This window comes from Alicyclobacillus sp. TC, from assembly GCF_016804365.1.
GTDB lineage: Bacteria > Bacillota > Bacilli > Alicyclobacillales > Alicyclobacillaceae > Alicyclobacillus_I > Alicyclobacillus_I tolerans.
In genome coordinates this window covers 807526-833280 of the sequence record NZ_CP044434.1, presented here as the reverse complement: position 1 = coordinate 833280, position 25755 = coordinate 807526, and the positions used below count along the sequence as shown (strand labels likewise).

General features: G+C 45.3%; 22 protein-coding genes. 9 read left to right on the top strand and 13 right to left on the bottom strand.

Going from position 1 to position 25755, the window contains the following annotated elements:
- Nucleotides 1-25: 25 nt before the first annotated feature.
- The 3 genes from FY534_RS03960 to FY534_RS03950 form a co-directional block, all read right to left on the bottom strand.
- Complete coding sequence (locus FY534_RS03960) at nt 26-1765, bottom strand: class I adenylate-forming enzyme family protein (protein WP_072874315.1); 1740 nt, start codon at nt 1763-1765, stop codon at nt 26-28.
- A gap of 48 nt (nt 1766-1813) precedes the next feature.
- On the bottom strand, nt 1814-3058 hold the full coding sequence (locus tag FY534_RS03955; protein ID WP_072874316.1) for a beta-ketoacyl-[acyl-carrier-protein] synthase family protein: 1245 nt from the start codon (nt 3056-3058) through the stop codon (nt 1814-1816).
- 142 nt (nt 3059-3200) lie between these two features.
- Nucleotides 3201-4568, bottom strand: coding sequence for a purine-cytosine permease family protein (locus FY534_RS03950; RefSeq protein WP_072874317.1), 1368 nt, complete (start codon nt 4566-4568; stop codon nt 3201-3203).
- Nucleotides 4569-4721: 153 nt separating this feature from the next.
- Between FY534_RS03950 and hutU (FY534_RS03945) the strand changes: the two genes are divergently transcribed.
- The 5 genes from hutU (FY534_RS03945) (at nt 4722) to FY534_RS03925 (ending at nt 11464) form a co-directional block, all read left to right on the top strand.
- Nucleotides 4722-6335 carry a urocanate hydratase gene (gene hutU, locus FY534_RS03945; RefSeq protein ID WP_238413652.1) on the top strand — a complete coding sequence of 538 codons (1614 nt, stop codon included), beginning with the start codon at nt 4722-4724 and terminating at the stop codon, nt 6333-6335.
- Entirely contained in the window at nt 6332-7282 is a 951-nt protein-coding gene (locus tag FY534_RS03940) for an AraC family transcriptional regulator (RefSeq protein WP_072874319.1), read from the top strand. Before hutU (FY534_RS03945) ends, FY534_RS03940 begins: the two co-directional genes overlap by 4 nt.
- Nucleotides 7283-7467: 185 nt before the next feature.
- Nucleotides 7468-9132 (top strand): urocanate hydratase, encoded by a 1665-nt coding sequence (gene hutU, locus FY534_RS03935; RefSeq protein WP_072874320.1) that lies wholly within the window; start codon nt 7468-7470, stop codon nt 9130-9132.
- Between the two features lie 82 nt (nt 9133-9214).
- Nucleotides 9215-10483: an imidazolonepropionase gene (hutI, locus tag FY534_RS03930; RefSeq protein WP_072874321.1), complete on the top strand. Its 1269-nt coding sequence runs from the start codon at nt 9215-9217 to the stop codon at nt 10481-10483.
- An 18-nt stretch (nt 10484-10501) separates the two neighbouring features.
- The gene (locus FY534_RS03925; RefSeq protein WP_072874322.1) at nt 10502-11464 is read left to right on the top strand and encodes an agmatinase family protein; all 963 of its coding nucleotides are present in this window, start codon (nt 10502-10504) and stop codon (nt 11462-11464) included.
- Between the two features lie 22 nt (nt 11465-11486).
- Here FY534_RS03925 and FY534_RS03920 read toward each other — a convergent pair whose 3' ends face one another.
- Both FY534_RS03920 and FY534_RS03915 read right to left on the bottom strand, forming a co-directional pair.
- Nucleotides 11487-12581 carry an NAD(P)H-dependent flavin oxidoreductase gene (locus tag FY534_RS03920; RefSeq protein WP_238413651.1) on the bottom strand — a complete coding sequence of 365 codons (1095 nt, stop codon included), beginning with the start codon at nt 12579-12581 and terminating at the stop codon, nt 11487-11489.
- A gap of 12 nt (nt 12582-12593) precedes the next feature.
- Nucleotides 12594-13718: a zinc-dependent alcohol dehydrogenase family protein gene (locus tag FY534_RS03915; RefSeq protein ID WP_072874323.1), complete on the bottom strand. Its 1125-nt coding sequence runs from the start codon at nt 13716-13718 to the stop codon at nt 12594-12596.
- A 132-nt stretch (nt 13719-13850) separates the two neighbouring features.
- Here FY534_RS03915 and FY534_RS03910 point away from each other — a divergent pair, with 132 nt between their 5' ends.
- Nucleotides 13851-14246 carry an acyl-CoA thioesterase gene (locus tag FY534_RS03910; protein WP_072874324.1) on the top strand — a complete coding sequence of 132 codons (396 nt, stop codon included), beginning with the start codon at nt 13851-13853 and terminating at the stop codon, nt 14244-14246.
- A gap of 63 nt (nt 14247-14309) precedes the next feature.
- Here the strand turns inward: FY534_RS03910 and FY534_RS03905 are convergent, their stop codons facing one another.
- From FY534_RS03905 to trxA, 4 genes are all read right to left on the bottom strand, one after another.
- Nucleotides 14310-15749, bottom strand: coding sequence for a sodium:solute symporter family protein (locus FY534_RS03905; RefSeq protein WP_072874325.1), 1440 nt, complete (start codon nt 15747-15749; stop codon nt 14310-14312).
- Nucleotides 15750-15752: 3 nt separating this feature from the next.
- The gene (locus tag FY534_RS03900; RefSeq protein ID WP_072874326.1) at nt 15753-15941 is read right to left on the bottom strand and encodes a DUF3311 domain-containing protein; all 189 of its coding nucleotides are present in this window, start codon (nt 15939-15941) and stop codon (nt 15753-15755) included.
- Between the two features lie 22 nt (nt 15942-15963).
- Complete coding sequence (locus tag FY534_RS03895) at nt 15964-17148, bottom strand: M20 family metallopeptidase (protein ID WP_072874327.1); 1185 nt, start codon at nt 17146-17148, stop codon at nt 15964-15966.
- A 284-nt stretch (nt 17149-17432) separates the two neighbouring features.
- Nucleotides 17433-17753, bottom strand: coding sequence for a thioredoxin (gene trxA, locus FY534_RS03890; RefSeq protein WP_072874328.1), 321 nt, complete (start codon nt 17751-17753; stop codon nt 17433-17435).
- 152 nt (nt 17754-17905) lie between these two features.
- Between trxA and FY534_RS03885 the strand changes: the two genes are divergently transcribed.
- Nucleotides 17906-18262, top strand: a complete 357-nt coding sequence (locus FY534_RS03885; protein WP_072874329.1) for a winged helix-turn-helix transcriptional regulator — start codon at nt 17906-17908, stop codon at nt 18260-18262.
- 86 nt (nt 18263-18348) lie between these two features.
- Here the strand turns inward: FY534_RS03885 and FY534_RS03880 are convergent, their stop codons facing one another.
- From FY534_RS03880 to FY534_RS03865, 4 genes are all read right to left on the bottom strand, one after another.
- Nucleotides 18349-19548 (bottom strand): ornithine--oxo-acid transaminase, encoded by a 1200-nt coding sequence (locus FY534_RS03880; protein WP_072874330.1) that lies wholly within the window; start codon nt 19546-19548, stop codon nt 18349-18351.
- A gap of 150 nt (nt 19549-19698) precedes the next feature.
- Nucleotides 19699-20679: an aldo/keto reductase gene (locus FY534_RS03875; RefSeq protein WP_072874331.1), complete on the bottom strand. Its 981-nt coding sequence runs from the start codon at nt 20677-20679 to the stop codon at nt 19699-19701.
- Nucleotides 20680-20726: 47 nt separating this feature from the next.
- Nucleotides 20727-21593 carry a glycosyltransferase family 2 protein gene (locus FY534_RS03870; protein ID WP_072874332.1) on the bottom strand — a complete coding sequence of 289 codons (867 nt, stop codon included), beginning with the start codon at nt 21591-21593 and terminating at the stop codon, nt 20727-20729.
- Nucleotides 21594-21878: 285 nt separating this feature from the next.
- Nucleotides 21879-23087 carry a helix-turn-helix domain-containing protein gene (locus FY534_RS03865; protein ID WP_203115255.1) on the bottom strand — a complete coding sequence of 403 codons (1209 nt, stop codon included), beginning with the start codon at nt 23085-23087 and terminating at the stop codon, nt 21879-21881.
- 327 nt (nt 23088-23414) lie between these two features.
- On the opposite strand from FY534_RS03865, the gene FY534_RS03860 reads away from it, so the two are divergent.
- Both FY534_RS03860 and FY534_RS03855 read left to right on the top strand, forming a co-directional pair.
- Nucleotides 23415-24479, top strand: a complete 1065-nt coding sequence (locus FY534_RS03860; protein ID WP_072874334.1) for a G1 family glutamic endopeptidase — start codon at nt 23415-23417, stop codon at nt 24477-24479.
- 63 nt (nt 24480-24542) lie between these two features.
- A complete protein-coding gene (locus FY534_RS03855; protein ID WP_072874335.1) occupies nt 24543-25718 on the top strand; it encodes a S53 family peptidase in 1176 nt (391 codons plus the stop codon).
- Nucleotides 25719-25755: the final 37 nt, after the last annotated feature.

The window sequence follows — 25755 nt, the reverse complement described above, 5'->3', positions numbered from 1 at the left end:
TTTCTTGGCACCTGGACATCTTGGTTCAGGATTCCATGAATCGCATATCACTCTCATCACGATTCAAACGAGCTTCTGCCATCTCTTGCAACTTGAATTTTTGAATCTTTCCTGTTCCAGTCATTGGCCATTCTTCAACGCTGACAAACCATACATGACGAGGAATTTTAAATTTTGCCAAGCGTTCTTGACAAAACTCTATGATATCACGACGCGAACATTCCACTCCTGGTTTCAGTTCAATAAAGGCAGCCCCTGTTTCGTGAGTCATAGCATCTTTGACACCTACGACGTATGCCTGAGCTACAGCTGGATGCTTACAAATGACATCCTCTACTTCTTTGGGAGCTACATTCTCTCCTGAAATTTTGTAGAGTTCCTTACTGCGCCCAAGTAATTCCAGATAACCTTCTTCATCGATTCGACCGAGATCACCCGTACGAAACCAACCGTCCTTGTCAATAACCGCTGCCGTTTCTTCTGGCTTGTTGTAATAGCCACGCGTTACCAGATTGCCACGGACCGTCAACTCTCCTACCTCGCCAGGTGGTAAATCCTCCCCGGTAAACGGATCAATGGTTTTATACTGACAATTTGCCCCGCCGAATTCCGGTAAGCCACTGGAGCCACCTGGCTTAATCCGCCCTACTTTGTTGACCACAATCTCAATTGGAGCCCCAACTTCAGTATGTACTGTGGCTGCAGTCGCCTCTGTTCCACCATAACCCGCACAAATTTCCTGAACTCCGAGCACATCTACCGCTCGCTCCCAAATGGCAATGGGGGCAGGTGCTGCTGCACACATCAGCGCATTCAGTACAGAGACATCATAACGCGAAACTTCAGGATGATTGACAACTGCCACAAGCATTGAAGGTACGCAGAGAAAATCCGTCGCCTTATATTTTTCCATCATTTGCAAAGTAGTCGTTGCGGTAAATCGTGGCGAAGTAATCAGTGTACCGCCAACAAAAGAAGCCGCTAAAATCCCCTCCACCAATGCAAAGACATGGTAAAGCGGCAACGCCGTATAAATTCTTCGTCCATCTTCAAAAGCACGACTGAGTGCAGTGGAGAAACCGCATCGCAAAAACATATCGTGCGTAATCATGACACCCTTTGGCAGCCCAGTTGATCCTGATGTATAGATAATATCTGCCACTTCGTCTGGATAACGATTCTTTTCAAGTTCCCTGCGCCAAATCTCATCACTGACATCGTCGGCAAGATGCTGAAAAGTTTCCCAGGATATAAATCGCCCGTCAAGCGGCCGTTCACTATTTTGAATGCAAACAACCTGTTCAAGATGTATAGACCGATCACGATTCGTCAATTCATCATAAATCTTCTCTATTTCAACATCGTGAGCCACACCACTGGCAGTCTGGTGCATAATCAACCAACGGCTGTCTGATTGACGCAGTAGATAGTGGATTTCATCGCTACGCAACATGGTATTGATGGGCACACAAACAGCACCGATCATCCATACTCCGAGCATCGCAAAGAAGTTGTCCGCCTCATTAGCCATCAGCAACGCCACATGTTGACGACGTTTGACACCAAGTTTGAGAAGAGATTTGGCAAACGCTTTTCCCTTTTCCCACGCTTCTTCATAGGTAAACACGTTATCTTCAACAATCAGAAGTGGACGATGGGCATAAAGAGTCAATAAATGTTCAAAGTGCTGAGACAAGGTATATCGCGGCCAAACCGGAAACAAGTCTTGCAAATACTGCCGACGTTCTTCAGCCGTCATGACCATGTGCTGGCTTCTCCTTTCTCTATTTCCTGGTTTCTTAGAGAAATGACTTTATATCGTTCTCTTCCAAATTAAACAAGCATTCTGCCCACCAAAACCAAAAGAATTGGAAAGAACATAATCTACAGAGCGGTACATGACCTCACCTAAAACCAAAAGCGGAGGCGCTTCTTCATCCGGTGCATCACAATGCAAATTCACTGGCAAGCGGCTCGTTTGCAGTGCCAAAAGAGCGACAATACTTTCTAAGGCACCTGCCGCCCCCAAAGCATGTCCTGTAGCTCCTTTGGTTGAACTAACAGGAATATCTGCCAACGCATCGGCAAACACCTTGCGCAATGCCCGACACTCTGCCACATCACCCGCTTGCGTAGCAGTGGCGTGGGCATTGATATAACCAATTTGCTTCGGCTGGAGTCCAGCTTGCTGCAAAGCTTGTTCCATAGCGAGCGCCGCGCCAACACCGTCCGGATGAGGGGAAGTATCATGATAGGCATCATTCGAGATTCCATAACCAACGAATTCAGCTAAAATTTCTTTACCACGTGCTTCAGCATGTGCCCTTGACTCAAGAATCAACACAGCTGCTGCCTCACTCATGACCATCCCTTGCCGATCGCGATCGAACGGACGGGACCAGGTGGATGGGTCGCCATTCCCCGTTTTAGCAAGCGCCCCAGAAGCAGAGAGACTCGCTAAAATTGGTGGATTGAACAGCGACTCTGTGCCAGCCACCAGTACAATATCCGCTCGCCCCGCAGCAATCCATGCAGCCGCCTCGCCAATAGCATTGGCCGAAGAAGCACAAGCGGAAGAAATGGTGAGCACAGGTCCCATCACGCCATAATGACGAGCCAGTACACCAGCCGTGCCACTCGGCATAGATTTGGTAACCAGACGCGGACTGACGCGATTCCTACCCTGTCGATAAATCGCCTCCGCACCTTCTACCAGCGAACCCACACCTCCATAAGTAGTCCCAACGGCAATACCTACTCGATGAACAGGTACTCCCCAGTTTACTTCACCACTTTGTTCGTAACCCGCCTGAGTGAGGGCCTCCCGAGCGGCTACCATCGCCATCTGCGCTGCCCGATCCAATTCCGACGCTCGTTTTTTATCTAGAAATTGCTCCGCTTGAAAATCAGGAATATCTGCGCTCGCCGGTGACCAATTGGCCAAAGAGGCGGGTGAAGCATGAATACCAGAAACACCCGCCAACAAAGAATCCCAAAAGATTGGAACCCCTAACCCTAACGGCGATACGATGCCATACCCCGTCACGACAACCCGCACAAAAAAACCTCCTGCCGTTCTCTCGGATGCTTGTCAAAAAAATAGAATCTTCATGGACATCTATCATCGCAAACGAAAAACTAACCATAAATCCAACAATATTGTAAACTTCGTCTTCACTTGAAACAATTCCTCTGATTTTTTACAAATTTAACTGAGTCTTGCTAAGTTCCCGATTCATTTGGAGACGCATGGGCAGATAATAGAAGAATGCTGAGACAAACAGTCCCACCACCCAGGCAATATCTGCGCCATGCATCCATTTAGCGATGAATCCTTCATGTAAGGTTGTATTCATAAAGGGAAACTGTACAAGAACACCTATGACATAAGCTACAATAGCTGCAAGATTGATGCCAGCATAAGCATCGTTACGTCCCAAAATACCTTCTATGTCATATTTCCCCTTGCGTAAGAAGTAAAAGTCCACTAGATTAATGGACGTCCAAGGCACTATAAAATAAAGTAACAGCAAAATGAAATTTGAGTACTCTGTCAAAAAATCCCCCTGTCCAAGAATGCTGATGAGCGTACCAATGGCTCCAACTGACAAAATAAAAAGCATGCGTTGCCAACCTGTAACATGTAAATGACGAATGGCCCCTAGCGTTGTCGTTACCGACATAAATCCTCCATACAAATTGAGAGCATTAATAGCCAGAACGCCCAGAAAAATGATGATACCCGTGACAAAAAACCAATGAGTTCCAGAAAGTTGTTCAAGATATTGAACCATATCCGCAGATTGTTTAGGTGCAATTATTGCAGCCATAGCCCCTAGTATCATCATCCAGGATGAACTGATGACTGAACCCAAATAGGTCCAGAAAAAGGTAGCTGTTACCGACGTGTTCTCCGGCAGATAGCGAGAATAATCTGCTACATAAGGAGCGTAGGTCAGTTGCCAGCTTGCCATGATGGAAATGACCAGCAAAAAGGCACTCCAGTGAAACGGAACGGGTGTCGAGTGAACATGCGGTAAAAATTGCATCATACGCACACTGATATAGAGAAATAAAATCACAAAAACAATAGCTACATATTTTTCATAAGTATGAATCAGGTCATAGCCGATTGTTACCAGTAAAACTGCTGCGATATTCACGATGATGATGCTCATGGTGACAGAAAGATGGAGAACCCCAGACAGTGCCTGCGCACCAAGCACAGCACTGCTCGAGAAAAAACCAATATACATGACGATAACTAAAATAAGTGGCAGAATAGCCCCTATCTTCCCAAATTGTGCCCTACTTTGAATCATTTGCGGAACGCCAAGCTTCGGACCTTGAGCAGAATGATAAGCCATAAAGAGACCTCCAAGCAGATTGCCGATCACGATGGCTAGCACGGCATAGCCTAGATTGAGTCCCAGTACAATGGCCAAGACTCCAGTAACCACAGTCGTGATTTGAGCATTAGCAGAAAACCAAATCGTGAACAAACTTCGGGCCTTTCCATGTCGCTCATGACTTGGAATATAATCAATACTGTGCTTTTCCATGAACATGTTCGCTGACTACCTCCTCATATTGTGGATTCTCATAGGAAGACTAACGCAGTTTCAATCAACAGACTACGCAAAATATTGCGAACTTTTAGCAGGAATTTGTGGTAATGAAAGCGTTTCATTGCGAACGGCAAGAAAGAACGGAGTGACATGATGTCTTATCGAATGCAACCTACGCATTGTCAAGGTTGGCCACAGGAAGGCTTGTATCGCTTATTAGAGAATGTTCTTTCCCCCGCTGTAGCCGAAAACCCTTACGAATGGACGGTTTATGGTACCGGCAGAGCGATTCGCAACAAAGCAGCACTGCTAGAAACACAAAACTTACTTGCTGACTTGCGAGAAGACGAGACGTTGCTTATTCAGTCAGGCCAACCTGTTGCCGTTTTTGCTACTCATCCCATGGCTCCGCGCGTTCTTATTTCAAATGGCATGCTCGTGCCCAAATGGGCAAATTGGGATCACCATTATCAATTAGAGCAAAAAGGTTTACTGATGTATGGACAGTCCACGGCCGCATCTTGGGCATACATTGGCGCTCAAGGCATTCTACAGAATACTTACGAAACGCTTCGTGAAGTTGCCGAATCCTGGGGCGGTACACTGTTGGGCAAGTGGGTCTTGACAAGTGGACTTGGCGGCATGGGGTGTGCGCAACCTTTGGCCGTCAAAATGAACGGCGGAGTGGCCATTGTAGCAGAAGTAAGCGCAGAACAGATTCAGCGGCGACTCGATACAGGATATATCGACGTAGCTACAAACAGTATAGAAAATGCCTTGCAAATGGCTCAGGCAGCATGCCGCAAGAAATACCCCCTTTCTATTGGCTTGCTCGGTCATGCTGGAACAATTTACGATTCTATAGCTAACCGTGGGATGGTCCCTGATATTGTGACTGACCAGACACCTGCCCACGATTTGTTAAGAGGCTACATTCCAGATGAATGCAGTGTGTCGGAAGCTTTACGTTTACGGACGGAAAATCCTAGTCACTATTTGACATTATCTGCTCAAAGTGTGGTTCGCCACACCGCGGCTATGTTGCGTTTTGCCAAAATGGGCAGCATCATCTTTGAATATGGCAACCATTTGCGTGCAGCAGCAAAAGAAGCTGGTCTAGAACAGGCAGTCAATATTCCCTCCTTTATTACTTTATTTGCCCGTCAACGTCTCAGTCGAGGAGATGGCCCCTTACGATTTATTGCACTCTCTGGAAAAGCACAGGATATTTTTCAACTCGATGCTGCTTTGCTCAAACACTACCCACATAATCAACGCATGACACACTGGCTGCATTATGCTCAAGAAAACGTGCACTTTCAGGGATTGCCTGCCCGTTCTGTTTGGTTGACTTACGAAGAACGCGAACAATTATGCGAATGGCTCCCAGAATATCTCAACCAGCAACCACCTGAAGCACCATTGGCTATCACCCGCGATCATTTTGCCGGATCAACCATGGCATCTCCGCATCGCGAAACAGAAACCATGCCAGATGGAAGCGATGCAGTAGCTGACTGGCCGATTCTAAATTCTCTGCTCATGACCGCAAGTGGCGCCACAATGGTAACCGTGCAACAAGGTGGAGGTGTCGGTGTGGGCCAATCTCTACACTCGGGAATGACACTGGTACTGCATTCTACAGAGGACTTACCCACAAGATTGCAGCGCGTTTTAATGGGCGAAGCCAAACTTGGCGTACTGCGCTACCAAAATGCTGGTTACCCACCCCAGCCAAAGAGGAAAGGGAAAGATGGCGTTATATGAAAAAACCGTATGATTGGCAACGTGTTCAGAGTGAAGAATATTTGCTGAGGCATTGGATACTGGGTCAACCACTGAGTGCCAAGATGCTTTGGAATATTCTTAGCGATCTCGATTGGCAACAGGCACCCCATCAAGTCATGGTTTTACGCTGGCAATTAGACAAAGAGGCGCAAATTTTTCTGGGTGACACGCAAAAATTTACTATCCGTCAACATATTACCGAGATTGCTCGCGATTATATTCCTCAATGCTTGCAAATTTGGCAAGAAGAAGACGAGTGGATCTCTTTTCCACACTATCATTCTGTACTGAATGAAGAGAATCTCTCCAATATGTTGCAAGCCATTCTAGCCAGCTTACCCATTCCTTTACCTGTGCGACTCTTTATCGGAGTGGAAAAAGTGGTGGACACGGTAGTACAAATTCCACAAGCGCTGCGCCTGGCACGCAGGGCTGCCTTGCAAGCCATGGAACATCAGATACAGATTCTCTCGGTGGAGGAAATGGAACTCGATTTAGACCATTGTGATGCACCTAACCATCATGCCGAAAAAAATGATGATCAACCTATCCCTGCTTGGCAAACTCATGACGCCAGAGAAACACCTGCGATTTCGCCTATTGTAGAACAGGCTGTAGCGTATATACACAGTCATCTGCAATCTGCTTTGACACTCCCAGAAATCGCAGCTCAAGTAGCTGTCAGCCGTTTTCATTTAAGCCATCTTTTTCGCCAACATTTACAGACTACTGTGACTTCTTATGTAAGATCTGCACGGCTTGCCAAAGCGGCTGAACTGCTTGCCAATAGCGATAAAAGCATCAACGAAGTAGCAGATGCGGTTGGCATGGCTGACGCCAATTATTTCAGCAAGTGTTTCCGTGCTACATACGCTCTCTCGCCTAGTGAGTTTAGACGCCATAAAAAAGCATCCATTCAAGAGTAAAATTTTTACTTAAATTCTTAAATTACTGGAGCATCCTGAAAGCTGCAGTCAGCAAATCTTTGCCTTAACTTCGCAAACCGCTCCAGCGACATACCTGTTTGAATACGCTATCATGATGGGCAAAAGACCATAGAAGGGATACGTTTGTTGATTGCCATTGATGTCCCTTGAAGGAGAGAGCTTGGATGTCTGCTAAACTTGAATATCCGATTCACGCCCCTCGCGGAAAAACACTCCGCTGTAAAGGCTGGGAACAGGAAGCCGCATTGCGTATGCTGATGAACAATTTGGATCCCGAAGTAGGCGAACGTCCACAAGATTTGGTCGTCTATGGAGGGATTGGCAAGGCTGCCCGCAATTGGGAAGCCTACCACGCCATTGTGCGCAATCTAGAACAGCTTGAATCCGATGAGACCTTGTTAATTCAATCGGGTAAACCGGTCGGAAAATTTCGCACTCACGAGGATGCCCCACGAGTCCTGATATCCAATTCCATGTTAGTACCGCATTGGGCAACTTGGGAGCATTTTCGAGAATTAGATGCCAAAGGTCTGATGATGTTTGGCCAAATGACTGCTGGAAGTTGGATTTACATTGGTACACAGGGTATCCTCCAAGGAACCTATGAAACTTTTGCTGCTGCGGCTAGACAAAAGGGACTTCCTTCACTGGCTGGTACACTTACTGTAACTGCTGGACTGGGAGGGATGGGAGGCGCACAGCCACTCGCCGTGACTATGAATGAAGGCGTCGCCATTGTGGTGGAAGTCGATCCGCAGCGAATCGCCCGACGTATCGAAACGAAATACTGCGATGTGCAGGCCAACAGCCTGGATGAAGCACTTGCTCTGGCTAAAGAAGCTAAAATCAAGAAAAAAGCATTATCCATAGCACTGCTTGGCAACGCCGTGGATGTTCTGGAGGAATTGGTGCAGCGAGAGATGGTTCCCGACTTTGTCACTGACCAAACTTCAGCTCACGACCCGCTCAACGGTTATATCCCGCAAGGATTGTCTCTAGATGAAGCCACGCGCTTACGTCTGGAGAACCCAGAAAGATATATTCAACTTGCCAAGTCCAGTATGGCTAGACATGTAAAAGCTATGCTTTCCTTGCAAAAGCTAGGAGCGACTGTGTTTGATTATGGCAATAATATTCGCCAGGTAGCTTACGACGAGGGTGTAACAGACGCGTTTGCCTTTCCTGGATTTGTTCCCGCATACATTCGCGACTTGTTTTGCGAAGGCAAAGGACCGTTTCGCTGGGCAGCGCTTTCTGGAAACCCAGAAGATATCTATAAAACGGACGATCTCGTTCTTAAACTTTTCCCGGACAATGAACATTTGCGTCGCTGGATAACCTTAGCCAGAGAACGTGTACAATTTCAAGGGTTGCCAGCACGCATCTGTTGGCTGGGCTATGGTGAGCGTGTGCGGTTTGGTCTCGCCTTAAATGAGATGGTAAAAAGCGGTGAATTAAGCGCACCGATTGTGATTGGTCGCGATCACCTTGATTGTGGTTCCGTGGCAAGCCCCAACCGTGAGACGGAGGCTATGCGCGATGGCAGTGATGCAGTGGCTGACTGGCCGATTTTAAACGCACTGGTCAACACAGCGGCAGGAGGAAGTTGGATTTCTGTCCATCACGGTGGTGGTGTAGGTATGGGGTACGCCATACATGCGGGAATGGTCGTAGTGGCTGACGGCAGCGAACGCGCAGCGCGTAAACTGGAGCGCGTGTTGACGACAGATCCAGGCATGGGTATCATCCGTCACGTGGATGCAGGGTATGAAAAAGCAGAACAAGTAGCACGCGAAAAAGGTGTCAACATTCCAATGTGGGAAAATTAATGTCATCCATTCCTCCAAAAACCAATTACAACCATCCTGCTCATCCATGGGCAGGATGAACTCACGGAAAAGGAGTTTTGGCATGACAGAGAGAGTATTCGATTCATTAATTGTGCACGCTCAAGTCGCTACCATAGCCGGTTCTGCCCCCCACTGCGGGAGCGCCATGCGTGAAATAGGACTATTGAACGACGCAGCCGTAGGCATCATAGATGGCAATATTGCTTTTGTGGGCAGCAGCCAAGATGCTGCAGCGCTGGAGACCAAAGAGTGTCTGGATGCTCGAGGCAGACTGTTGACGCCTGGTCTCGTCGATCCACACACACATCTTGTGCACAGCGGATCGCGCGAAAATGAACTGGCGCAAAAGCTGGCCGGTATCCCTTATTTGGAAATTTTGCAACAAGGCGGGGGTATTCTTTCGACCGTCCATGCTACACGCAGAGCAAGTCGGGAAGAACTCATAGAGCAAGCACTTCGCTCCTTGCGAACGATGCTCCTCTGGGGCACAACAACCGTAGAAGCGAAAAGCGGTTACGGTCTAGATGTGCCCACTGAACTGCTGCAGTTGCGTGTGGCTCAAGAGTTACGGAAGTTGCAGCCTGTGGAAATTATTTCAACCTTCCTTGGCCCACATGCCATACCGCCTGAATATCAAGATCGTCCGGATGCTTTTTTAGAACAGATGATTCAATTACTGCCAGCCATCCAAACTGAGCAGTTGGCTGATTTTGCCGATATTTTTTGCGAACATGGTGTATTCAGTGTGGTACAAAGCGAAAGATTTTTGGAAGCCGCTCAAAAAGCTGGTTTCGGATTGAAAATTCACGCTGACGAAGTCGAACCGCTGGGTGGTGCGGAACTAGCCGCTAAACTCGGAGCTGTTTCTGCTGACCATTTATTAGCAGCCAGTGAAAACGGTCTGCGGTCATTGGTATCAGCTGGCGTCATACCTGTACTGTTACCCGGAACTTCCTGGAACTTACGTGCCAAGCCTGCGCGCGCACGCTTTCTTATAGATACGCTTCAAGCCCCCGTGGCACTGGCTACAGATTATAATCCTGGCAGTTGTCCGACAGAATCGTTGCAATTCATTATGGCTCTGGCAGCCAATGAACTGCGCATGACGCCTGAAGAAATTTTGACAGCTGTAACCATCAATTCCGCACATGCCATTCGCCAAGCTCATCGCGTAGGCTCTATTGAAGTAGGTAAACAGGCAGATCTCTGTCTATTCAACGCGGACAATCCTGCCTATTTGGTCTACCACTTTGGTATCAACCATATAGCAGATGTTTGGAAAAAAGGCCAACATGTGGTGGTAAACGGTCTTTATATCGATAATCCTTGATTGGAGAGAAAAATACTTATGATTCGCGGTGTAGAAAAAGCAGACACTCGCTTTCGTGACCATCTTGATCAAAAAGTTATGGACTGGATACGTCCTTATGACGAATCGATTGAATTCGACACAGCGTTACTTGGAGCCCCACTATCCAAAACATCCATCAGCCACTCTGCGGCCTTTCGCCTGCCAGACGCTATTCGTTCTCTATTTCAAACTTTTACTCCCTTTTCAATTCACCATCGTCTGGACTTGAGCGAACATTTACGTTTGGTAGACATGGGAAATATCCGCATGCATTTGACAGACTTAAACGCTTGCTTGGAAGCCATTGAATGGGCTTGTCTCGATTATTGGAAACAATTTCCTCATCAACGTTTGATTCTTTTAGGTGGCGATCACGCAATAACCGGGGCATCGCTGCTCGGATTGGCTCAAGCTCGACCGGGAAACTATGGAATCCTCCATTTTGACGCGCATCATGATGTGCGTAACTTGCAAGATGGCGGACGCAGCAATGGCACTCCATTTCGTACGGTACTAGAGTCGGGGAATTTTAAGGGCAAAAATATTGTACAGATTGGTATCCAGGATTATGTAAACAGCCGGATCTATCATGAGTACGTTCTGCAACACGGAGTAACAGTCCACAGCGCCCGGCAAGTGCGACATACTGGGCTGATGACTTTAATCGAGCAAGAAGTAAATCGATTGCGTAAGCAGGTGGACGCTATCTACGTCAGCTTTGACATGGATGTCATAGACCAAAGTTTTGCGCCCGCTGTACCAGCGCCGAGCAGCGGTGGTCTGGATATGTGGCAAGCAATTGAAGCCCTGGAATGGCTCGGCAGCCAGCCAGACGTTATAGGTTTCGATCTCGTTTGTATTGACCCAGAACGCGATGTGCGTGACTTGACTGTGCGTGCTGCTACGACTTTATTAATGAGCTTTCTGACAGGGCAGGCACTCAATTCATCCACGAAATAAAGCAAGCATTGTACTTGGACTTTTATAGGAAACTGCGGGCAATCTTTCCCCAGTCGTCCAATCGGTGTAAGGCGTCTTGCCAGGTCTCGCTTACGAGTTCTGCAGCATGACGCCTGCGTTGCAAACGAATTCCTTGTCCGGCCCAAAGTGACATATAGTCCACATTTCCTATTTGTGCGGCACGATTGCGAATATCGCGAGTCCACTCGTTCTGTATAGGATACGGCAACGTGGCATCTTCCAAATCAACCAGTTCATTCATCATTGCCGTGATCAAACCACGAGCAGATTTTCCTGAGTAAATTTTTGTCAAACGCGTATCCGTTTCTTCAGCTTGAAGAAGTTTTTCTTGATAAGCAGGGTGTGCTCCACTCTCATAACAAGTCAAAAAAGCCGTTCCCATTTGAACAGCTTGCGCGCCTAGCAAAAATGCGGCCGCCACACCTCTGCCGTCCATCAAACCTCCTGCGGCTATGACCGGGATTTGCACAGCATCCACCACTTGAGGCAATAGAGCCATGCTCCCTATACAAGCCTCTTCCACAGCATGATCAAACGTACCACGATGTCCGCCAGCTTCGTAGCCTTGCGCGACTACTGCATCCACACCGGCTTTTTCCAGTTGTTCAGCTTCATGCACACTTGTGGCCGTACCTATCATATAAATCCCTGCTTGTTTACAAAGATTTATCCATTCTTGCGATAATCGTCCGAATGTAAACGAGAAAACAGGAACCCCTTCATTGATGACAACTTCCATTTGTTGTTCAAAAAGTGATTCCTGACTCTGAGGCCATTGGGTTTGCTCGGCAAGTCCCAGTCTAAGGCGGATCTTTTGAAGAGCTTTTTCCATCTGCTGACCATGCTCTTGATGAATCGATCGATTATTTTTTTCTGGAATAAACAAATTGACCGCAAACGGTTTTTCTGTTTGTAATTTCGTTTGGCGAATGGCATCACGCAAATCGCCAGGCTTCATATATCCAGCTCCAAGCGTTCCTAGACCGCCAGCATTGGAAACCGATGCTACCAATTGAGGAGTCGTAGGTCCTCCTGCCATACCAGCTTGAATGATAGGAATTTGAATGCCAACTTTTGTTATCCAATCGATTCCCAAAACATCTCCCCCTTACATGACAACTACCAATCTACTAGCTTCACCGCCAGCCAGTTCATCAAATCCTTGATTGATATCTTCCAATGGCATTGTTTTGGAAAGCAACTTCTGTACAGGCAGCAAACCTTGTTCACAAAGTTGAATGAAGCGTGGAATATCACGCGAGGGGATACAACTACCTACATACGAGCCTTTAATTGTTCGTTCCTCAGCAGCAATTGATACCTGTGGAATAGAGAACATGTGATGAGGATGAGGTAATCCAGTAGTAACTGTGGTCCCTCCTCGACGTGTAATCTGATAAGCATTGACCAAGGCAGTAACCACGCCAGCCGTCTCAAAGACAAACTCCAAGCCACCACCAGTTTCTTCTCTGACAAGTTCAACCAGATTGTCCAAACGAGCGTCGTACGTATGCGTAGCACCAAGCTCGCTTGCAAGAGCTAATTTAGCCGGCTGGGTATCAATGGCTATCATTTGGCGAGCTCCCGCCAACCGTGCTCCCATCAACGCTGAAAGGCCAACACCTCCCAGACCAACCACAGCAACACTCGCCCCAACAGGTAAACGGGCTGTGTGAATAACCGCCCCTACTCCGGTCATGACAGCACATCCAAATAGAGCTAATTGAGAAAAAGGAAGTTCTGTCTCCACAGGGACGATAGAATGTTGCGATAACACGGCGTATTCAGCAAACGCTGAAACTCCTAGATGATGATGGAGTACATTTTTCCCAGCATAGAGACGTCGACCTCCCGTCAACAACTCTCCCGCTCCATTGGCTACCGCACCTGGTTCACAGAGGGCTGGCCTGCCTTCGCGACATGGCGCGCAATGTCCGCAGCTTGGCACAAAAGCGCAGACGACTTTCTGTCCTGGACGAATATCTTGCACCCCCGCCCCGACTTCTATCACTTCTCCTGCCGCTTCATGCCCCAGTACCATAGGCATGGGACGTGGGCGATTACCCTCTAAAACAGATAAATCCGAATGACAGAGCCCGGCAGCATGAATTTTCACCAATACTTCCCCCGCTTGAGGCGGATGCAATTCTACTTCTTCAATAGACAATGGTTTACTCTGAGAATACGGTTTGGGTAACCCCATTTCTCGCAAAACAGCGGCACGCATTTTCAACTAGATACACCTCATTTTGAACTTTTTATCTTTTTTCTATTCCATAAAAAGAAAACTTACTTATCAAATTTGCCTTAGTTAAAGCAAAGGTTAAAATCATCCATAGAATGGCGATGAGGAGCGATAAAAACAATGTGGAGAACCATCATTCAACCAAGAGTCTCAGAAACCGACGGTTCAGGACATATCAATAATACCACTATCCCTGTTTGGCTTGAGGCTGGAAGAGAAGAACTGTTTCGTCTCTTTACACCCAACTTATCCTTTGCTGATTGGAAGATGGTTGTAGCTGAAACGCGTATCCGTTATCTCAACCAAATTTTTTATGGTAAAAAAGTAGAAATCCGCACAGCCATTGAACGCATTGGCAACAGCAGTTTGACCCTCAACGAAGAGATTGAGCAGGAGGGCAACCTCTGTGTCACTGCGACAACTGTCTATGTCAACTTTAACTTTATCCATCAAAAAAGCGAACCCATTCCTGAAACTATACGCCATCAATTATTAGCACATCTCATTGAAAAATAATTTTCACAACCCAAAAGCGGCCGATCCAATCTCGGCCGCTGAATTGGCAAGTCTATAGAAACCTTACATCCCTGTGTTGACTTGCGCAGGAGATAAACTTTTCTGACGTGTCGCAACAGAAACCAAGAGTACAACCAGCATATTGACGAGGAGCGCCCAAAAACCTGTATTGGCTCCCCAAAGAATGGATTGTTTAGTGAGCGTAAAGTAGACCACCAAAACCACTCCTATGACGATCCCGCTGAAAGCCCCTGCTTTTGTCACATTCGATGGAGCAAATAAGGTCAAAAGCACAGTGGGGAAAAATTGAGAAACAAAATTGTATCCCATGAGTAACAGCGCAACGATTGTAGCATTGCTATGAATGGAAAAAAGAAAAGTGACAATGGCTACCAACCAAACTACAACACGCGCCACCCGTTGCACCTGTTGAGAAGAAGCATTCTTAAAGCATGGTTTGTAAAGATTTTCTGCCACAAGTGTCCCTGCACACATCATCATGAGTGAACCAGGCACAATCGCTGTCAACACACCTGCGCTACCTATCACACCAACAAGCCAAGCCGGAAATGTCTTTTGGACTGCAGCCAGCAATGCTAGGTTAGTATTTTTAAGACCAGGTACAATCCATATGGCAGCAAACCCTGCAAAGAAGACAAACAATAGAATCAGTTGATACAGCGGTAAAAAAGTAGCGTTTCTTCGAAAGATTCGTTCATTTTTAGCGGTATAAACCGCACCAAAAGCATGTGGCCACATATAGAATCCGAGTCCTGTCAAGGCAACTGTGGAGAGAAACCAAGGAATTCCCATGCCATGTTGCCCAAGTGTTAAAAATCCAGGCTTCTCTTGATTTATATGAACCATCAATTGATGTAAGCCACCAGCACGAATGGGTAAAGCAATACCTACAACTAGAACAACTGCCAGAATGAGTATATCTTTTAATACAGCTGTCCATGCCGTACCATAAATGCCACTAACGGTTACATATATCGCCAACAGAAACATGGCTATAGCAATAGCCACCCATTGAGGCAAAGCGCCATACGAAGCCATTTGAACAATCAGACCAAGCCCTGTCATCTGTGACTGAAGATAAGGAATAATAGCGACAACTCCCACCAAAGCAACTAAAACACCTAAAGCAGGGCTATTGAATTGACGAACAAAAAAATCTGGTTGAGAAATGAGTTGATGACGTTTGGCATATCTCCAAATAGGAGGCAAGAGAAAATATGAGAACAAATAGGCTACTGCTCCATAAGCCAAAATATAGACTGTTGGACCACCTGTTCCATAAGCCCATCCACTGCCACCAAGAAACGTAAACGTAGTGTAAATTTCTCCTGCCAACAAAAGAAAAACAAAAAGAACTCCAAATCTTCTGCCGCCTACCGACCATTGTTCCATATCCAAACGTTTTCTTTTTTTCGATAAAAGCGCCAGACATAGTGCCACCAACATGGTTGCAAATATGAGAATGATGGGAGCTTCATGCATGCTCTATTCCTCCTTATTGGCCGGATCGAAATGATATATGACAGCCATACAAACAGAAGTGAAAAGAATAGCCATCACCATGTAAAAGAAGAGAAATGGCATACCTAGTAAAATAGGATAAACATGATTGACAAAAAAAACGCCTCCAAAAATTACAATAATAGGTAAACAAGCTAGCCAACGAATGGCCATTTTCACCCCTCCTATTTGGTTATCAATCGACCATTGTACGTAGAACTATACTGACAAACGCCTTGACCCCTACTGGTAGGGAATCCTCGTCAATCGTAAATCTGGGATGATGATGCGGATATATAATTCCTTTTTCCACATTTCCAGCCCCCACATTAAAGAACGTACCTGGCACCGATTGCTGGTAAGCTGAAAAATCCTCTCCCCCCATATGCTGTTCTCCTTCAATGACAGTCTCATCCCCAAAAACTTCAATCAGCACGGCTCGAATTTTATCCGTCAATGGTTCATCATTGACCACAGGATGATATCCTTCTTCATAGTGGAAAGAGTAGGTTGCACCATGTGCACTACAAATCCCAGCGACAATCTGTTCCATCATCTGTGGTATCTGTTTGCGCAATTCTGCCTGAAAAGTACGTACCGTCCCATTTAATTCAACTTTCTCAGGAATAATATTATGAGCTGTACCCGCATGAAACTGCGTCACAGAAAGAACAACTGGTTGTAATGGATTTATTCTGCGTGAAACAATCTGTTGCAAATCGGTGACCACATGGGCAGCCGTAAGAATCGGATCGACCACAGCTTGAGGCATAGCGGCATGACCCCCCCGGCCTTGAATGGTAATATGAAATACATCTGGGGCTGCCATAAACGGCCCGGATTTAATGGCAATCTTGCCCACTTCAAGCGGCGACCAAAGATGTAACCCTATAACAGCCTCTACATGATCCAAGACACCAGCAGCCACCATTTGTGAAGCTCCACCTGGAAACAATTCTTCAGCATGCTGAAAAAGAAAGCGAACTTCCCCATGCAATTCGGACTGCAATTCACTCAAAATCCTCGCTGTACCAAGCAAAATGGCAGTATGTCCATCGTGGCCACAAGCGTGCATAGTCTCCGGCACTGAAGATATAAAATCAAATTGATTTTCTTCTTGAATAGGCAAAGCATCCATATCGGCTCGAATCGCCAGTACCGGACCAGGATGTGCTCCTATAAGGCGAGCCATGACACTCGTAGGTGTAGGTCTAGAAAGTAGCAAATTAGGAAACTGAACTAGCGTGTCATAGACAAATTGAGATGTTTTCTTCTCTTGAAACGACAGCTCTGGATTTCGGTGTAAATGTCGTCTCCAACGGATTAACTGATCTCGCATGGAAGCAATCATATCCGATAATTCTGATATTTCTACAGACATTCCAACGCCTCCCTACTGATTTTAAAATTCTGCTTGACTCAAATGCCCTATAGACAAGATTGACAAATATAGAATGATAAGTACGATCACGACAAACCAAATATGTACGCACTTTTTTGAAAGTAGAAATTCCATATGTACTGTGGAAAAAAGTTTCATACTCTATCTGCAAAAAAGCGCAAAAAACTGCCGACTTGGCAGTATCCATCATGTACACCCAGTCGGCAATAGAAATTTATTTCTAATCACACATGCAATCTTATAGAATTTTTTTAAAAGAAAAGTTAAGTAAGTACGCTAGATAATTCCGCCACTAAATGTTCTTTGGGACGGAAACCAACAACTGATTTGCTTACTTGACCATTTTCAAATAAAAGCAGCGTAGGGATGCTCATAATGCCAAATTGACTTGCGGTTTGGGGATTTTCGTCCACATCAAGCTTAGCCACAATCAGTTTATCAGCATATTCGTTAGACAATTCCTCCAGTACAGGAGCCATCATGCGACATGGACCACACCACGCCGCCCAAAAATCAACAAGAACGGGTTTGCCTTGTTGAAGCAACGAAGCAAATGTTTGATCAGTAACTTTCTGTGTAGCCATTTAGAAAACTCCTTTCTCAGTTCAACGTTATCCTTCACAATAGGGTTAGTTTGTGTAATTTGATTATTTTTAGTAACCTAATATCATACTATATAATTTAATTACTTTTGTCAAGCAGATATGTTAAGATGAATCTATCGAGGTGATGAATCATGCAGGAATATACTGTCTGTCCTAAATTTGAAGAAGCTTTCTCGCTTTTGGGTAAGCGCTGGACAGGTCTTATTTTGCGATCCCTGCTGGATGGAGCCAAGCGCTTTTCAGAAATAGAAGAATCTATTCCTGGAATGAGTGCGCGTATGCTGACAGAAAGATTTAAAGAATTAGAGAACGCTGGAATTCTGGAGAGGATTGTTTATCCGCAAACTCCCGTTCGTATAGAATATAAACTTACCGAAAAAGGCCGCGATTTAGCGCCAGCTCTGGAATCCATTCAAGTTTGGGCTAACAAATGGTGCAAAGGGCAACAGGAGGATCATACAGTTCCATCAAATAGCCAGAGAGCGTGAACTTAGATCGTATGTCGGGCTATATGAATCCATTGGATATCACTAACCCCCTAATAAACCATCCAGGGGGTTAGTTTTGATTTGACTTATTGACCGGCTTCCATGATCACTTTTTTTATTCTCTCTACAGCCCAATCAATTTCTTGTTTTTGAATAATAAGCGGTGGAGCAAAGCGAATGGTCATTTCATGTGTTTCCTTGCAAAGCAGACCTTCTTTCATTAACGCCTCACAAAATGGCCGCGCTGGTTGGGTTAACTCCATTCCAATGAACAGACCTCGCCCGCGCACTTCACGAATGACCGGACTTTGGCATTGCCGCAATTGTTCTAAGAAATACTCTCCTAATTCTGCAGAACGATTGGCTAACTTCTCCTCAACTATAACATCCAATGCTGCTACTGCTACGGCGCTCCCCAATGGATTTCCGCCAAATGTTGAACCGTGTGAACCAGGTTCAAAAACACCAAGTATTTCTCGATTTGCAGCAACAGCCGAAACTGGAAAGACTCCTCCGCCCAGAGCTTTACCAATGATGTACATATCAGGTGTAACATTTTCCCAATCACAAGCAAACATTCTTCCGGTTCGGCCCAGCCCCGTTTGTATTTCATCTGCCACAAACAACACCTGATGTTTTTGGCAAAGTTCATAAGCTTGTTGCAAATACCCTTTGGGCGGAATGATAATCCCCGCTTCCCCCTGAATAGGTTCGACTAAAAAGGCAGCCGTATGGGGTTGAATAGCCTCTTTTAATGCCTCAATATCTCCATAGGGTACAATACGAAAACCTGGTGTAAGCGGTCCAAATCCACGCTGATATTCTACATCTGAGCTAAAGGAAATAATTGTAGTCGTTCGCCCGTGAAAATTACCGCTTGCTACAATAATTTCTGCCTGATTTTCAGGTACGCCTTTGATATCGTAAGCATAGCGTCGAACTGCTTTAACAGCTGTTTCCACCGCTTCCGCACCTGTATTCATCGGCAAAAACATGTTTTTCCCTGTCAATTGAGCTAGTCGTTCATAAAGAATTCCTAGTTTGTCATTATGAAACGCGCGTGAAGTTAAAGTAATCCGATCTGCCTGTTCCTTTAGAGCATGAATAATTTTAGGATGGCGATGCCCTTGATTAAGCGCTGAATACGCACTCAACATATCCATATAACGTTTGCCATGCTCATCCTCAACCCAAACACCTTCACCTTTGACCAGTGTCACCGGTAAAGGATGATAATTATGTGCTCCTAACTGTTCTTCTAAGTCCATAGCCTTGACCGCCTGCATCAGACTGTCCCCTTTCTACATACGCAGCGCCGCCTATTGGCGGCGCTTGCGCCTATATACTCTATTCTATCGAATTCGCCCAAATTGTGTGAGAAAGATTGCAAATAATTTGCAAGACAAGCCGAAATGAAGAAAATCTTCAATCAAAACTTAACGAAATCCTAATACCGGATGCGGTACATAAAACTCTTCTAATCGTTTCACTTCTTCATGAGTTAGATGTACATCCAGTGCAGCGACAGCGTCCTTCAAGTGTCTCATCTTTGTAGCTCCAATAATGGGCGCGGTAATGCCTTCTTTTTGCAGGAGCCAAGCGAGTGAAATTTGTGCCATGGGTAAGTTTCTTTCCCGGCTGATGGCCTCCACAGTATCCACAATACGTTTGTCCGCATCAGCAGTTACCGCATATAACGACTTACCGAACTCATCCGTTTCCGAGCGTGCCGTTACCTCATCCCATTTGCGTGTCAGACGACCACGAGCAAGAGGGCTCCATGGGATAACCGCGACTCCGTCTTCTTTGCAAAGCGGTAACATCTCCCGTTCTTCTTCTCGATACAACAGATTGACATAATTTTGCATGGAAACAAAACGTGTCCAATGATTGCGTTCCGCCGCCCGTTGAGCTTTCATGAATTGCCAAGCATACATGGATGAAGCACCTATGTAACGAACTTTCCCAGCTTTAACGAGATCGTGCAAGGCTTCCATGGTTTCTTCTATGGGAGTTTGATAATCCCATCGATGAATTTGATAAAGATCAACATAATCTGTTCCCAAACGACGCAAACTCTGATCAATTTCATGAAAAATTGCCTTGCGTGACAATCCCGCACCATTTGGACCCGAACGCATTCTTCCATGCACCTTAGTGGCAATAACCACTTCCTCGCGTGGAACTAAATCGTGCAAAGCTCTTCCTAAAATCTCTTCACTCGTCCCGTCAGAATACACATTAGCCGTATCAAAAAAATTAATGCCAAGTTCCAAAGCAAGTTTGATAAAAGGTCGACTTTCCGCTTCCGGCAATACCCAGCGATGATTACCTCGTTCCGGTGCACCATAACTCATACAACCCAGACAAATTCGCGAAACTTCAAGTCCTGTACGGCCAAATTTAACATATTCCATAAATCACCCCTCCGTCCCCGTTTCCTTCCATCATGAAACGTTAAAATTTAGTTTACACTCAAATATTCTTTATACTCAAATGGTGGCCAAACTGTAGAAGCGCGGTTAAGAAATAAATCGTCCCAGTTCAGATCAGAAAACCAGCCACTCCACTTACGGTTAAAGTAGTTCCAAGCAGTTTCTGTGAAATGATTTCCTTGCCCGACCAGTTGGACTGTAGAACGATTGTCATGAAATACAAACGTATCTAACGCGATGAGAAGTTTCCAAGATGCAATACGCAACCTGAGTGAATAATCAAAATCGTCCACCCCAAAAGTATAGAGCGGATCGAGCCCTCCCAACTGCTGGTGAGCGTAAGCATTGACCATCATGACAGCACCAATGAGCAGTTTGCTGGTTTCTGCCACAACTTCTTGACTTGACAATTGCTGATTGACTTTCGTCAGGAATACTTCATGTGCAGATGACCAAGGTTGCGCTAAATCTACGGGAATAGAACCAAAACGATGTAGAAAATCATGTTGGCCGCCTAGAATCGCGCCAAGCGGTCCTACAGCACCGACTCGTTCATCTCGATAGAAGTGCCGACACAAACGACTTGCCCACCCCGGACCTACATAGGCATCAGAATTGACATACGCCACATGATAGTCCTCAGGTATTTGCCTATAAACACGAGTCATAGCACCTGCATACCCTAAATTTAGGCGGTTTTCCAGAAGAGTAATCTTTTTTTCATATCTCTGTTGAAACACACGCAGCATCTCTAGACTGCCATCCGTCGATCCGTTGTCAACGATCCACAGTAAAAAAGGCAAATCTGTATTACGCAAGAGATGTTCGATGCAACGTTTTGTTTTTTCTCTCGTATTATAACTTATTACAATAATAGCCAAACGATCGGATTCCACATCTTCACTTCCTGTCCACCTTTATACTTCAGGGTATGAAAGAGGACCCGATTTTGAGCAGGACAAACAAGCCGCAACACCCCGAGCCAGAATAGCTCGTGGTGATTGCGGCATCCTTGCAAATACACGAACTTGTCAAATAGAAAAATCAAAAAAGTTCCGTTAAAGAGCAAATGTAAAGGGTATTAAAGCCACGGCGGAGAAGGACCAATAAGCGGTGCAACTGTTACAATGGCGACTACTGCCAAGACCGAAGTGGCAACTATCCATTGGTTAAATAGACTTTTACGCATGACTGCCCCTCCTTTCAAGCAGACTAGCAAGCTGCAATAATTGTTTGGTGTCGTGATAATGGGAGACTTTTAAAAAACTAGCTGCATGCCTAAGTATTTCATTGGCCCTTTCTTCATTCTGAAAGGAAATATAAAACTCAGCTGCACCTAGCCAAAATAATCCCATCATGGAGCTCGACACCGAAAGAAATTCAAACGCATGTTGCGCCTCCTCACCCAGTCTGAAGTCTTTACTACCTGCCGCTATCAACAACTGTTCATGAAGCAACTCTGCGCGAACTTGATCAGATAATTCATCACTCTGCAATAACTCAAAAAGCGTTTGTTTAGCATGCATCCATTGTTTTTTTAGCCGATAATAAACGATTTCTGTATGCTTAATCGATCTGCGAAGTTTCAAATCTTGTAATAATTCAGCCAACTGTCTGGCTCTTTCAAAATACTCATTCACATAATCCAGCTCTTCTTTGCTCAAATACTCCGAAATAAGTCCTACCAATGACCATGCTTCTAAAAGTCCATGTCCAATTTCTCGAGAACGAGCAACTGCATTTTCGAAATAATAAATAGCGCGATCCCATTCACCAAGATTTTGAAAACCAGAACCTAAATTGATCTGCATTCGAATCCATCGTTCGTCAGAAGGGCCTACCAAACTCGCTGCTAATTGGGCAAAAGTGATAGACTGTTCTGTTTGCCCGAGTTCTCGAGCACATTTGCCAAGCACGGAAAGAATTTGGTAGGACTCGTCGCGATCGTGCGTAAATTCAGGATGGATTAAGAGTCCAAGAAGCGTATCTATCGCTTCTTGATTGCGATTCAATTCTGCCAAAACAATTCCTTTATGTTGTAAAATCTGAAAGAGATAACTGGTGTAATGATGGGAACGACAGAATAATAGTGCGGCTTCCCAACTTTCGAGAGCTTCTTCCCATTGCTTGCGCCGTTCATGTCGTTCCGCTTGATTCATCAGCGTTGCGAAAACCTGATTGTATCCCTCATTGTTTGAGTCAGGGAAAAAAACGGCAACTGATACATTTAATTTCTTAGCCAGCGCTGTCAGGATCTCAAACGAGGGCAACCGCTTATTGCTTTCATACTGACTAATGGTAGCCGATGTTATCCCCTCAACTACAATGTCGGTCTGCTTTAAGTGTTTTTCTGTACGTATTGTACGTAATATTTCACCGAATGTGGGCATTTTTTCACCTCCCAAATCGATAAATCTGCTTAACAAAATGATGACTACTTTTACAAACTATTTTCTCAACCGTTTATAAATCTTTAATAAATCTTTAGAATTCGCATTTTTCGTGTATTTTCCTCTTTTTTAGACTGAATTCACTGAATCACATCGACTGAAATGATATATCATTTAACATTTTGTTAATCAACTTGTTCTAGCAATCTTCTGAATATATCGGATAATAGAAACACGACCTACACAAAAGTAGAGTCGATAACCACTAGATAAGGCTAAAAGAAAAAGTTCATTTCTTTTAGCCGACCATCCAAAGGAGGCATAAATATGGAAAAAAAAGTTAAGCAGATGTTGATTGGCAGCAGTATGTTGGCTGGAATGGTCTGCATTCCTTTAGCGACAATGGGCGCCGCGGCTCCTCCAATTTTGTCCCATCCAGGTCCAATGACTATTCATCCAACTATGGTACGAAGTCTTGGAAATGGTGCCAAACAATACGAATTTACCGTAGATGGAGCTGTTAACACTATCACCACCCCACCGATTGATTTTCATCCACTAACTGCGAGTAATACTGAATTAAAAATGTATGGATTTCCAACCCGACCAACGAATCCTGCACAACTTGCAGTTTGGAAAAAAGCAATGTCTGCCTGGAAAGCATCTCCCGCTCCTGTAATTACCGTTACTCAAATTTACAATCAACCTCTGCACAAACTCTCCCGTCAAATGCACAATACAGCAGAATCCTCCAATTGGTCCGGATACTATACAGACTCAAGCTACAATCAATGGGATGCCGTACAGGGGACATTTGCACAACCTACCGATTACTCTACATCTGCTAATAAATTCGAATCGAGTTGGGTTGGCCTCGGCGGAGTGAATTCAGGGGCACTGATTCAGGATGGAACACAAATGAACGCAGGACAGTATGGAGCTTGGTATGAATATCTGGGTAACGGGGGTTTAGGGGTACCGGAGATTAATTTTAATAATATCACCGTCAATCCAGGCGACGAGATGTACACGTTTGTGTCCTACAATCCTAACAATGGACAAGCCCAATTTTATGTAGAGGACGAAACGAACGGAACATCCCAATCTGCCACGGTCAATTTAGGTTCTGCTTACTATGATGGATCAACTGCGGAATGGATTAATGAACGTCCAGAGATTAATGGAAGCCTTTCGCAATTAGCCAATTATGGATCTCAAACCTGGACACAAGCCCAAGCCTATAACGCATATACAGGAAATTGGGAAAATCTTGGAGATGACAACAACAGTGGAATTGATATGTATGATTCCAGTGGTCAACTGTTATCCGGAGTAGGTTCTTTACTCTCTTCGACGTCCTTTAATGCCACATGGTACGCAAGTGGAAATTAATCCAATTTTCTAAACGAAAATATCCCATATAAATAACTTACATCTTAATGAGGTGGCAGAAAAATGGGAATTAAAAATTGGAAATTACCTATAAGCTTATTCTCTTTAAGCCCTCTCGCTCTTGTCGGAATTGCTTCGCCACAAGTCAGTGTTCATAAGCCCGTGTGGGAAGCCCATCCTCCTATTCACATTCGAGGCAATGCAACATCTTCTTATCAATCAGGATATACCCCTTTACAGATTAAAACAGCTTATGGCATAAACAGCACATCCTATACCGGTGCGGGAGAAACCGTAGCGATTATAGACGCGTATGGCAGTCCAACAATCCAAAGCGATTTGAATACATTTGATTCTCAATTTGGTTTGCCAAGCGCCAATGTAACGATTGCTTATCCTGATGGAACACCGAATAAAACTGACAGTGGTTGGGCTTTAGAGACTTCCCTTGACGTCGAATGGGTACATGCTTTAGCACCTGATGCCAAAATCCTATTAGTGGTAGCCAAATCAGCTTCTACATCCGATTTAGTTAATGCTATTAACTATGCGTCTTCTCATGGGGCTCAAGTGGTTTCCAATAGTTGGGGTGGTTCCGAATTTTCAGGTGAAACAAGTTACGACAGCGATTTTCAACATCAAGGGATTGTTTATACCGCCTCTGCAGGTGATAGTGGAGCTGGTGCAGAATGGCCAGCCGCTTCTCCTTACGTCCTCTCTGTCGGTGGCACAACTCTAAATCTAAACAGCAATGGTACATGGCAAAGCGAGACAGCTTGGTCAGACTCAGGCGGAGGGACCAGTCAATATGAGTCCCGTCCAGCTTATCAAAACAACTGGCAATCCGTCGTAGGTACGCAACGTGGTATTCCTGACGTGGCTTGGGATGCCAATCCAAGTACAGGTGTTGCTATCTATGACAGTACGCCCGATCAAGGACAGTCAGGTTGGTTTGTAGTTGGCGGAACCAGTGTTGGAGCTCCTAGTTGGGCAGCCATGATAGCATTGGCTGATGAGGGAAGAGTAGCTGCCGGTAAAAATCCATTTTCCAACATTCAATTAAATACCGATCTCTATAATCTTGCGGGTACAACAGATAGCACTGGATACGAAACTTACTTTCACGATATTACTTCCGGCAGTAATGGCAACCCAGCTTTACCCGGTTACGACTTGGTCACTGGGATTGGCAGTGGGCAAATGAACAATTTGCTAGGCGCGCTTGTTTCAGCTCCATGATGTAACCGTAAGCCAATATGCGTTGCATCATTGGCAA